Origin of the sequence: Altericroceibacterium spongiae (assembly GCF_003610805.1) — a bacterium.
Lineage (GTDB): Bacteria > Pseudomonadota > Alphaproteobacteria > Sphingomonadales > Sphingomonadaceae > Altericroceibacterium > Altericroceibacterium spongiae.
In genome coordinates this window covers 86,064-97,425 of record NZ_RAPF01000009.1, presented here as the reverse complement: position 1 = coordinate 97,425, position 11,362 = coordinate 86,064, and the positions used below count along the sequence as shown (strand labels likewise).

Here is an 11,362-nt window from a genome sequence, read left to right as displayed (position 1 = left end):
CAATCCGGCGCATCTGCGCACGGCTCAACAAAAACGGTACATCCATCGGCAGCGCCTCCTCGACACTACCATTGAATCAACCAATCATACCCCACGCAAGCAATTTAATAGGTCCTGAGCCTAGCTTGTCTCATCAAATTAAATTATGGTATATAAACTATTAACAATGTTTTGTGGCCTGCCTTATTAGGGTCCTTATTTTGATGTGTAGGGGGTTTGAATGACAGACAGGTCGTTCGATCAATCTAAAGAGCAGGTCATTTGGAGAGAGGGAAACGAGACTTTTGTCGATACCGCCTTCATAAGGGAGAGTGACGAATCTGTTGGTTCGCCGGAGGCGGATGAGTTGCAAGGCCACCATGCCGAGCGTAATCTTCGCAAGGAGGAAATGGAAATAGCGCGCCGCTTTCATGGCGGTCCTATGTGGCCTTATGTGGTGGCCGCATGGGGCTGCTTTGCCATATGGCTGTCTTTCTTTCCGCTTGCTATTATGGGGTGGTTGAACCTGCCTTTGGCCTTTGTTTTGTCCTGTATTTTTGCAACTGGCGGGTACGTTACCAGTCACGAAGCGATGCATGATAACATTGCGCGTCCAGGAAATAGAAACAGATGGGTCAATGAATGGGTCGGTAAGGTATCGACTATTCCCATAGTTTTCCCTTTTTCAATGGCGCGTCTGATGCATCTGGAACATCATTACCATTGCAACGACCCGGTAAAAGATCCTGATTATACAGATGAAGCCCCTAACATTTGGGCCGCTTGGTATAAGACCTGGTATAATCGCCAGCCCGGTGTTGATGGCTCAATTCATCACTATAAGCGAATTCTTGCTGATATGGGGACAAAGCGAGCAGATAAGGCTCTGAAGGATACGCTTAAATTGCAGCTTCTTTTTATGGCTGTTCTGTTCGGTATGGCATGGAGTGGATATGCTATTGAGGCTGCTCTGATCTGGTGGCTGCCTCGCCATATCGGACTGTCCTATATCCGTTTCTATCTTAGCTGGGCTCCACACCATCCACGTGAGGGCAAAACAGGGCGCTATGAGACTACACGGATTTTTAAGAGCCGTCTCGGCCACGTGATGTCAATGTGTATGGAGACACATCTTATTCATCATCTTTACCCGGGTATTCCCAATCACCGGACAAAAGAAGCCTATTTCGCGCTGAAGCCTATTCTTGAAAAGCGCGGCGTTGATACGTCGGCCTTGTGATCGGCGGGCTCGGCAAGGAGGTATGAGTATGGAAGCTGCCATTCAAACCTTGTTCCGCTGGATGCCATTTCTGTTTGGTATCGGCTTTATCGCACCGCTAATTGCGCAAATAATAAGTGCTTGCGATGTCACACCACCTTTCGGTCTTAGTCCGATTGTTGTGGGGCTTCTGATCGGAGCGCCATGGGGATTGCAGACAGTAATACGCGGGCGATGGTTATAGCTGAGAGCATTATAGCGTTTCAGTTATGGGTATAGCCGAGACCAGCCGGATCGCTAATCGGATTGGAATCAAGCAGTAGAGGGGCGCCGTTTCTTTCCTTCACCTCTCCGATGCGTGTTGCGGGAACGGGAAGGGAGGTATCTGATGCTGCAGTAAACAATAACTCGTAATCATCCCCCCAGCTCAAAGCATCATATCGCCGTTCCTCAGGGGCAGCGATTGGTACGCATTGGCTTTTTATGGCCAGAGTGACATTGCTTGCTGTAGCGAGGCGCCAGCTATCCAACAAAAGCCCGTCAGAAATATCCATCATTGAACTGACCAGCGGTGCTAGTGCCTGTCCTTCTGTAAGGCGGGGAATGGGACGACGATAGACGGTATTGTCGATATTTGGGATATGATTTCGTAAAGCTTCAAATCCCATCATAGCGGCTCCAAGCCTGCCTGTAACATACAGACCATGGCCAGGCATTGCGGCAGTGCGTGAAGGCACGGTAGTGGACGTGGCTGTCCCGATGGCTGTGAGACCGAGTGTGCGTGAAGCTCCGCCGGATGATACTGTATCTCCGCCGAGCAAGGGCACATCATAAGTATTTAGAATATCTCTCAAGCCTTTCAGAAAGCGTGTATCGTTTTCCCCGAGCATATAACCGAGCAGGACACCCACGGGCTTTGCGCCCTTGGCGGCCAGATCGCTGAGATTGGTGGCGACAAGTTTCCAGGCAATATCAGCAGGGTCCTGATCGGGGAGGTAATGAACCCCCTCGACTATCATGTCGTGTGTCAGAATGAGTGTTTCCGATCCTATAGCAAGGACCGCAGCATCGTCATTCAGCATTCTTGCTGCGGGATGATGCGCAATCGCCCGAAGTGCAGCGATGAAATCAGCTTCCCCTTTCATCATCGTGCCATTGGACTAGAGGAAAGGATAGTCATCTTTCGGATCACAGGAATACCCATGATACGCTTTTCTCCCATTCTCGCGGGCCTTGGCCTCGCTACGATACTGGCTGGTGCAGCACCTGCCTATGCCTGGGGACCGATCGGTCACCGCGTAAGCGCCGAAATCGCCCAACGCAAGCTGGATGGGCGTACCAGTGCGGAAATCGAGAAAATTCTGCGTGGTGAAACATTGGTTGAACTGGCCACTCTTCCAGACGAAATGCGCTCTGACTCCAATTCTTTCTGGCAAAAGACTTCGCCGCCTTACCATTATGTGACCTTGCCTGAGGGACGAGATGCAAGTCAGCTTGATCATCCGCCTCAAGGTGACGCGGTAACCGCTCTGGAGCTTTACACACAGGTTTTACGCGACTCTTCGGCCGACATAGATCAAAAAAAACTCGCTCTGGCTTTCGTCGTGCATATTGTTGCCGACCTGCACATGCCTTTGCATGTCGGGAACGGTACTGATCGAGGTGGAAATGATTTTAAAGTCCTGTGGTTTGGTGAACTACAAAATCTCCATTGGGTATGGGATGAAGGACTTATATTGCATCAACAGCTTAGTTTCACGGAATATGCCGATCGCCTGGATCACGACACGAGTCCAGACGAAATGATAGCTTGGTGGGGTCATAACCCGCTTGACTGGATTGATGAAAGCGCAGAGCTGCGCGGTAAAATTTATCCAGTAACCAGTGAAGAACAAGGTACAGGAACTGAAGAATCTCCAGTAATTCTGTCTTGGGATTATGCCTATCGCGCAACTCCACAAATGGAGCGTCGTCTTGCGCAATCTGCTGTGCGGACTGCAGCGTATTTAGAATGGACTTTTGCCCATGATTGAAAATCCGATGCTATCAGATTAATATTCGGCATAGCTTCTTATCCCTTTTTAACACTGAATTTATGCAGCGTGGAATAGCAATTGAGTTTAGCGGCATTCCTGAAAGATTCGAAACTTGATTCTGTCATTGCTGGATTGCTTGTTGTGGTTGGATTAGTCTTGGCAGGGTGGTTATGGCTGAAAGATCACCCTGAACACAATCCCTGGGCATCGCTTGACTTAGGTGATGCACCGGGGTGGGCGACGCGACGAAAATTGGCTGATTTGCATTCTGACGCCCAACGTTGTCGCAAAACTCTCCAGCAAAGCGATGTTGCTTTTGTCAGTTATGCTCCTGCCGGTGAAGGAGCTTGTAGACGAGAAGATCGGATAAGTCTGACCAATACATCGCTTTCCCCGGCTTCACCACAGTCAAGTTGCTCTGTTGCTGCGGGAATAATTATGTGGTTGAGGCAATCAGTAAATCCGGCAGCGAGGCGGACGTTTGGTTCTGAAATTGCAAAGATCGAGCATCTCGGAACATATAATTGTCGTCGTATAAACGGTCGAGATGATGGAGCATGGAGTCAGCACTCAACCGGAAATGCAATTGATATAGCTGCATTTCTTTTAAAAGATGGCAGGCGGATAAGCTTGTTAAAAGACTGGGGCGGTGGAGGCGAAGAAGCATCTTTCCTGAGGCATATACGCAATGATGCGTGCGGAATATTCAGTACAGTTCTCTCACCTGATTATAACGCAGCTCATACCGATCATTTCCATTTTGATCAGCAGAGCCGTATTTGGACGGTGTGTCGATAGACTGAAGCAGCCAGAGAAAATCCATATTTTCTATGGATTTGAAAAAGCTTTCGGATCATTTTTTGACGTATGCAAGGAGAGGATTGCTCCTCGCATACGCTGTTAAGCTTTTACACTGGTTCCATAGCATAGCCGGCCGAACGGACGGTGCGGATAGGATCGGAAGTGTTTTCAATTGCAATAGCTTTACGCAGGCGACGGATGTGAACATCAACCGTGCGTTCCTCGATTTCGCTACCTGTACCCCAGACCGCATCAAGCAGCTGGCCACGCGAGAATACTCTACGAGGGTGCTCCATGAAGAATTTGAGTAGCCTATACTCTGTTGGACCGACCTGCAATTGCTGGCCGCGCCGTTCCACACGATGGGCTACAGGATCAAGCCTTATATCTCCGACTTCAAGGCTTTCTCCCGCTAGAGCTGGCCGTACACGTCGGAGGACGGCCGCAACACGCGCAAGTAATTCACGTGGAGAAAATGGTTTCGTAACATAATCATCCGCGCCGGTTTCAAGCCCGCGCACTCTATCATCTTCCGCTTCACGTGCAGTCAGCATGATAATCGGAACTGCTGCTGTTGCCTTGTCGCGACGCAGGCGGCGGCAAACTTCGATACCGCTGGTGCCTTCGACCATCCAGTCGAGAATAACCAAATCAGGAGTTTCCTCGGCAGCCATGACAAGCGCTTCGTCACCATCTGCAGTGACCCGAACGGAATAGCCGTCACTATCAAAGCGATATTCAAGTAGCTCAGCCAGAGCCTGATCGTCTTCTACAAGCAGCAATTTGGGTGCGGACACATTATTTCCCCTTCTTGATGTGTCCTCAACCACGTAAATGTTACCAGAATGCGACAAAACTGTCGTGCACGATAAGATCAGCGCAATTCATCAGGAGGGTACTCACCTGTAGCAGCGTAATGAACCATTTCCGCTACATTCGTTGCATGATCGCCAATACGCTCGATATTACGGGCAACAAATAGCAGTTGTGCAGCGCTCGAAATGGTGGCCGGATTTTCGACCATATAACTTACCAGATTACGGAATATGCTATCATAGAATGTATCGACCCGCTCATCGCGCTGAATCACTTCACGAGCGAGTACGGGATCACGCGCAGCATAGGCTGTCAGCACATCATGCACCATTTCCGCTGCAACTTCGCCCATCACGGGCAGCAGGGTGAGCGGATCAAATCGCTTGCGATCCTCCACATCGCCTACACGGCGAGCAATATTCTTCGCATAATCGCCAATACGCTCAACCACGCCGGCAATTTTGAGTGCAGCAATGATTTCGCGTAGATCGTCTGCCAGTGGTGCTCGTAGGGCGAGTACCCGCACAGCTAACTTGTCGACCTCGCTTTCCAGCGTATCGAGCTTCCTGTCTCGTTCTACAACCTGGCGGGCAAGGTCTGCATCGCCATTAACGAGCGCGTGAAGCGATTCCTGAATGGCCACTTCAGCAAGGCCGCCCATTTCGGCGATCAGCCCGCGCAAGCGGGTGATGTCCTCGTCAAACGCCTTGACCGTATGTTCTGTCATCAACCGTACCTGCCCGTAATATAATCCTTTGTACGCTCTTCGCGCGGATTAGTGAAAATCTCCGAAGTTTCGCCGTATTCCACCAGATTACCAAGATGGAAAAAGGCGGTCCGCTGCGAGACACGCGCTGCTTGCTGCATCGAGTGCGTGACGATAACAATAGCGTATCGACCGCGCAATTCGTCGATCAATTCCTCGATTTTGGCGGTAGCAATCGGGTCGAGCGCAGAGCAGGGCTCATCCATCAGGATTACTTCGGGCTCTACAGCAATAGCCCGGGCAATGCATAGCCGCTGTTGCTGGCCACCGGACAATGCGGTGCCCGAATCTGACAGTCGGTCTTTAACCTCGTCCCATAAGCCAGCGCGACGGAGACTCTTCTCTACAATCTGGTCAAGGTGATCTTTGCCATCGGCGAGGCCGTGAATCTTCGGGCCATAGGCGATATTTTCATAGATCGATTTTGGGAATGGGTTGGGGCGTTGAAAGACCATACCAACGCGCGCGCGCAGCTGGACTACATCCATTCCAGAACGATAAATATCTTCTCCATCGAGTTCGATTGCACCTTCTACCCGAGCAGAAGGGATCGTATCATTCATACGGTTCAATGTGCGTAGAAACGTTGATTTCCCGCAGCCAGATGGGCCTATGAAAGATGTGACATAATCGGTTTCAATATCAATTGAGACTGAATCGATCGCTCGTTTAGAACCATAATAGACCGAAACGTCACGAGCGCGCATCTTGGCGGGGGAGTTTTCGGAAATTTCAGTCACCACTTTTTCTCGAAACGGTTACGCAGGTAGATGGCAAGACCATTCATACACAGCAGGAAGATTAGAAGTACGATGATTGCCGCAGATGTGCGTTCAACGAATCCGCGATCAATTTCATCGGACCACAGAAAAATCTGCACAGGCAATACAGAAGAAGGTGAAGTGAAACCATCGGGTGGCGTGGCCACAAATGCTCGCATGCCGATCATTAAAAGAGGCGCGGTTTCACCAAGAGCACGCGCCATACCGATGATTGTGCCAGTTAAAATACCAGGTAATGCCAGCGGCAGCACGTGATGAAACACTACCTGAACAGGTGATGCGCCAACCGCCAGAGCGCCATCCCGTATCGATGGCGGCACGGCTTTGATCGCATTACGGCCAGAAATTACGATAACCGGCATGGTCATCAAGGCCAATGTCATACCGCCGATTAATGGTGCTGATCGCAGGTTGGGAAACAAGCCGAGAAATACGGCTAAACCTAGCAAACCAAAAATGATTGAGGGCACTGCCGCCAGATTGTTGATCGATACTTCGATAAGGTCGGTCCAGCGATTTTTAGGAGCATACTCTTCAAGATAGAGTGCAGCGAGCACACCAACTGGGAAAGCCAATGCCAGTGTAATGAGCATGGTGAGGATCGAACCCTTAAGAGCTCCCCATATGCCGACAAGTTGCGGATCGGTGGCGTCTGAGCGAGTAAGAAACCCCGGATCGAACTTGCTATCGATCACATCCTGGTCTTTCAGGCGTGAGACCAAAGGTTGCAGATCGGCTTGTCCTTCACCGCGATAGGCGTTTGCCATGTCTTTATTCGCCGGCAAGCTGAAAGTCACAGTCCGGTCAAGCAAAGAAGGGCTAGCGATGATGCTGTCGGCCACTATACGCCAAGCGTCGCCACTTAGTTCGGCGGCGCCATCTTCTCCCAAGGCCTGCTCTGCATAAAAATCTACCACTTCTGGTAAACCTTGCCTCTGAAGGTTTTGCAATGTTTCGGAATGGTTGGTCTGCGTAGAATCGAGCGATAGACCAGCTTCGCGGAAATCGATAGGCACGCTCATTTCCACTCGGCTGAAACCGCCAATTCCGTTTAACGTCATGGTAATGAGCAGGAAAGCGAGTACGACAAGCGAAAATATAATTGCGCCTAGCCCGGCAAACCGGAAGCGCTTTTCCGCTGCGTAACGCTTTTTTAGTCGTTTTTCGAAAGCCGCCGTGCGGGTAGGGGCCATATGGTCATTCATAAGCTTCACGGAACCGTTTGACGACGCGCAACGCGATAAAATTGAGGGCGAGTGTTACCAGAAATAGGACGAAACCAAGGGCAAATGCGCTGAGTGTCGCGGGATGATCGAAACTGCCTTCGCCTGTTAGCATGGCGACGATCTGGAAAGTGACAGTGGTCATAGCTTCTAGTGGATTGGCTGAAAGATTGGCGGCAGCCCCGGCTGCCATCACTACGATCATGGTTTCACCAATAGCGCGGCTTATCGCCAGCATGACTCCGGCAACAATGCCGGGTAGAGCAGCGGGGACGAGCACCTTGCGGATGGTTTCCGATTGTGTTGCTCCCATGGCCAAGGAACCGTCACGCATAGCGTTAGGCACAGCTGCGATGGAATCGTCAGCCATAGACGATACGAACGGGATGATCATTACCCCCATAACGAGGCCTGCAGCCAATGCACTTTCGCTTGAGGCATTGGAAATACCGATGGACAGAGCAACGTCACGAACAAAAGGCGCGACAGTCAGAGCTGCAAAATAACCGTAGACTACGGTGGGCACGCCCGCGAGAATTTCGAGGGCTGGTTTCAACCATTTGCGCCAGCGCGGATTAGCATATTGAGTGAGATAAATCGCGCTCATCAGGCCGAGAGGAATGGCTACCACCATGGCGATAATCGCACCAATATAAATGGTTCCCCAGAATAGAGGAATTGCACCATAGCGGGTTGGATCAGGATTGGCTGGATTGCCCATCGGGTCCGGCCCCCAATGAGTACCAAATAGGAAATCGATGGGGCTTATCATTCCAAAGAAACGGATGGTTTCGAAGACCAGGCTGACGAAAATGCCCAGTGTAGTAAGAATGGCAACGAGCGAAGCAAGTAAAAGAATGCCCATTACAATTCGTTCTACTTTGGTTCGCGCACGAAAATCAGGTTTTAAACGTAAAAATGACCATGCGCCACCAGCGAAACCAATCAATAAAGTCGAAACAACGCCAACAATGTTGTAACGGAATAAGGCTTTTTCAAAAGGCTCGATCAAAACACGGCTATCGGGATTGAAAACGCCTTTTGCTGCTCCAGTCGCTACCGCACGAGCCTCGGCAAGCATTGTTTGACGCTGCATACCAAATTCGGGAAGATTGGCTGCTGCCGGACTGGCCAGCACTGATTGTTGAACGAGCTGGGGTTCGACTGCGCTCCATAAAGCAATAAAAATCAGGACCGGCACTATCACCCATAAGGCAACATACCATCCATAATAGGATGGTAATGCCGCCAGCCGGTTTTTTGGGGCTGCACGCTTGAAGCTCCAGGCGCGTGCCCGAGCGGCCAGCCACCCGGCAAGACCAAGCAGCAGGGCCAGGAGAAGCAGAATGGCTGGCGACATCAAATATTACTCTTGAATTATTGGAAATCGCTGGTGGAAAGTGCCGGGAAATCTGTAGTTTTCTCAGCGTTTTTAGCCATGACGTCAGCCGGGCTGGCAACAAGGCCAATCTTGGCCAATGCACCATCTTTGCTCCACTCGTCAGCCCAGGTGGCAACAAACTGCCTCAGTCCGGGAATGGCGTCCAGATGAGCGTCTTTCACATATATATAGAGAGGGCGGGCACCAGGATATTTGAAGCTGGAAATGTTGGTGTATGTCGGTTCCACACCGTTCATAGTGAGGCCCTGAACCTTGTCGGCATTTTCCTCAAGATAGGAAAAGCCGAAGATGCCTACGGCATTCGGATTGCTCTCGATTTTCTGGACGATCAAATTATCCTGCTCTCCTTGATCGACATAGGCGCCATCGGACCGCACTTCAGTGCAAGTCTGTGTAAATCTGTCCTTATCGCTTTCTTTGAGCGCTTCCATATCCGGGTTGGCCTCGCAGCCGACCTCCAGTACGAGTTCCTTCAGGGCATCGCGCGTGCCAGATGTAGAAGGTGGGCCGTAAACGAGAATTGGTTCGTCTGGCAGAGACTTATCAACATCGGCCCATGTTTTTGCGGTCTGTTTTTCACCATAAGGATTGGCCGCCAGCGCTTTATAGAGAATTTCCGGTGTCAGATTCATCGTGATACCGCTTTTGGAGGACGCGAAAGCAATACCATCGAGTCCAACCTGAATCTCTGTGATGTCTTTCACACCATTGGCTTGGCAGGTTTCAAATTCACTCTTTTTCATCCGACGGGAAGCATTGGCGATATCGGGCGTGTCTGCACCGATGCCGGCACAGAAAAGTTGCATACCGCCGCCGGTGCCGGTTGATTCGATGATCGGAGAAGAAAAATCCGGATTGGAACGAGCGAAACTCTCGGAGACCGATTTTGCAAACGGATAGACGGTAGACGATCCCACCGCGCGGATCGAATCGCGTGTGCCGCCACCACTGCCACCGCAGCCAGAAAGAGCGAGGCTGCCGACAAGCAAAGGAAGTGCGAGAAGATTTGTTTTTTTCATCAGGAAGTGTCCTGTGTGATGAGTGGGATGTTACGCGAATATGACCGCAGCTTATTTGAGGCCGTTGTTCGACATATGTGACACGTTCATGACAAACTCTCGCTTTCATCCGAAATGGTGGGAATTCGTACTGTTACTGTCGTTCCTTCGCCGCGCTTACTGTGAATGTCTAACCGGCCGCGGTGCCGTTCCACGATATGCTTGACGATTGCAAGCCCTAGTCCGGTACCTCCTGCCATTCTGCTACGTCCGGGATCCGTACGATAAAAACGGCGAGTCAGGTGTGGAAGATGTTCTGGTGCTATGCCTTCACCGCGATCCTGCACCTTAAGTAACGCCATTCTACGCTCGTCGAGCGACAGGTCCACAGTCACATTGTCTGTTTGCGAGCCATATTTGAGTGCATTGTCCACCAGATTACGGACGAGCTGCTCCAGCTGTTGCCTGTCTCCGCGAATAAGTAAGGGCGTTGGCGATGCGTGATAGTCGATCCTATCTATTCGTTGCGGCCCAGCGCCGTCACGCGCAGCCTGTTGTACAAGCGGCCCAAAATAGAGCCGTTCGCTTGGTGCTTCATGCTTTTCGGCTTCCACGCGGCTTAATGACATCAGGTCGTCAACCAATGTTTGCAGCCGGCGTGCTTCCCGCAGAACGGTACCGTGAAACTTGGCGACCATTTTCGGATCTGCCTTTTCTCCTTCATCGGACAACGTTTCGATATAGCCGATGATTGAAGCTAGCGGTGTGCGTAATTCATGACTGGCATTGGCCACGAAGTCGGTATGAGCGCGGCTGATATCGGCTTCAGCGGTACGGTTAATAAGTTCGACAAGCCAGTATCGCCCGCCGACCGGCTGGCGTGTCATTTGCCAGATGCTACGTGGCCCAGTAAGTCCTTGAATAGTAACAGTACCGCCGGTCGTGCGCGCAAGCAGGTCCACCGCAGCAGGATGGCGAAATGCAACACGAGCATCCTGTCCGATAATGTGTCGGCCAAGCACTTCACGCGCTTCGGCGTTGGCGATGATTATCCGGCTCACATCCATCAGCAACAAGGGCATGCCGGAATGTTCAATCAGGTCACGCATTCCGGTCCGGGTGAGTTGCATGCTGTCAGACGGGGGAGGGGCAGCCACGGGAGGCGATGCCAAAAGCCAGAACGAACAGATCCATACAAAAATGACGATGATGGAAAGCAGAATGCCACCGCCGGCAATGATCATGCCAACTCCGGTGCCGAGGGCGAGTAGAATACCAGGCCAGGGAATCGTGTAACGGTCAGTCATTACATTAAGGCCTTAGCTAGCGTAGGAAAGGTG

The 11,362-nt window shown here is 51.1% G+C and carries 12 protein-coding genes; 4 read left to right on the top strand and 8 right to left on the bottom strand.

The window, feature by feature from the left end; genetic code table 11:
- Positions 1 to 220: 220 nt before the first annotated feature.
- A complete protein-coding gene (locus tag D6851_RS14835; RefSeq protein ID WP_120325680.1) occupies positions 221 to 1,219 on the top strand; it encodes a fatty acid desaturase in 999 nt (332 codons plus the stop codon).
- 28 nt (positions 1,220 to 1,247) lie between these two features.
- Positions 1,248 to 1,442 (top strand): hypothetical protein, encoded by a 195-nt coding sequence (locus tag D6851_RS14830; protein ID WP_120325693.1) that lies wholly within the window; start codon positions 1,248 to 1,250, stop codon positions 1,440 to 1,442.
- 19 nt (positions 1,443 to 1,461) lie between these two features.
- Here the strand turns inward: D6851_RS14830 and thiL are convergent, their stop codons facing one another.
- Positions 1,462 to 2,343, bottom strand: coding sequence for a thiamine-phosphate kinase (gene thiL, locus D6851_RS14825; RefSeq protein WP_120325679.1), 882 nt, complete (start codon positions 2,341 to 2,343; stop codon positions 1,462 to 1,464).
- 57 nt (positions 2,344 to 2,400) lie between these two features.
- Between thiL and D6851_RS14820 the strand changes: the two genes are divergently transcribed.
- Both D6851_RS14820 and D6851_RS14815 read left to right on the top strand, forming a co-directional pair.
- A complete protein-coding gene (locus D6851_RS14820; protein WP_120325678.1) occupies positions 2,401 to 3,231 on the top strand; it encodes a S1/P1 nuclease in 831 nt (276 codons plus the stop codon).
- Positions 3,232 to 3,312: 81 nt separating this feature from the next.
- Positions 3,313 to 4,032, top strand: coding sequence for an extensin-like domain-containing protein (locus tag D6851_RS14815; protein WP_120325677.1), 720 nt, complete (start codon positions 3,313 to 3,315; stop codon positions 4,030 to 4,032).
- Between the two features lie 110 nt (positions 4,033 to 4,142).
- On the opposite strand, the gene phoB is transcribed toward D6851_RS14815, so the two are convergent.
- From phoB to D6851_RS14780, 7 genes are all read right to left on the bottom strand, one after another.
- Positions 4,143 to 4,832: a phosphate regulon transcriptional regulator PhoB gene (gene phoB / locus D6851_RS14810; protein ID WP_120325676.1), complete on the bottom strand. Its 690-nt coding sequence runs from the start codon at positions 4,830 to 4,832 to the stop codon at positions 4,143 to 4,145.
- Positions 4,833 to 4,909: 77 nt separating this feature from the next.
- The gene (gene phoU, locus D6851_RS14805) at positions 4,910 to 5,578 is read right to left on the bottom strand and encodes a phosphate signaling complex protein PhoU (RefSeq protein ID WP_183030119.1); all 669 of its coding nucleotides are present in this window, start codon (positions 5,576 to 5,578) and stop codon (positions 4,910 to 4,912) included.
- Positions 5,578 to 6,324: a phosphate ABC transporter ATP-binding protein PstB gene (gene pstB / locus D6851_RS14800; RefSeq protein ID WP_238474130.1), complete on the bottom strand. Its 747-nt coding sequence runs from the start codon at positions 6,322 to 6,324 to the stop codon at positions 5,578 to 5,580. The genes phoU and pstB overlap by 1 nt, the downstream gene beginning before the upstream one ends.
- A gap of 29 nt (positions 6,325 to 6,353) precedes the next feature.
- Positions 6,354 to 7,592: a phosphate ABC transporter permease PstA gene (gene pstA / locus D6851_RS14795; RefSeq protein ID WP_120325674.1), complete on the bottom strand. Its 1,239-nt coding sequence runs from the start codon at positions 7,590 to 7,592 to the stop codon at positions 6,354 to 6,356.
- Between the two features lie 4 nt (positions 7,593 to 7,596).
- A complete protein-coding gene (pstC, locus tag D6851_RS14790; RefSeq protein WP_183030118.1) occupies positions 7,597 to 8,982 on the bottom strand; it encodes a phosphate ABC transporter permease subunit PstC in 1,386 nt (461 codons plus the stop codon).
- Positions 8,983 to 8,999: 17 nt separating this feature from the next.
- Positions 9,000 to 10,043, bottom strand: coding sequence for a substrate-binding domain-containing protein (locus tag D6851_RS14785; protein ID WP_120325672.1), 1,044 nt, complete (start codon positions 10,041 to 10,043; stop codon positions 9,000 to 9,002).
- 86 nt (positions 10,044 to 10,129) lie between these two features.
- Positions 10,130 to 11,329, bottom strand: a complete 1,200-nt coding sequence (locus tag D6851_RS14780; RefSeq protein WP_120325671.1) for a sensor histidine kinase — start codon at positions 11,327 to 11,329, stop codon at positions 10,130 to 10,132.
- Positions 11,330 to 11,362 lie beyond the last annotated feature (33 nt).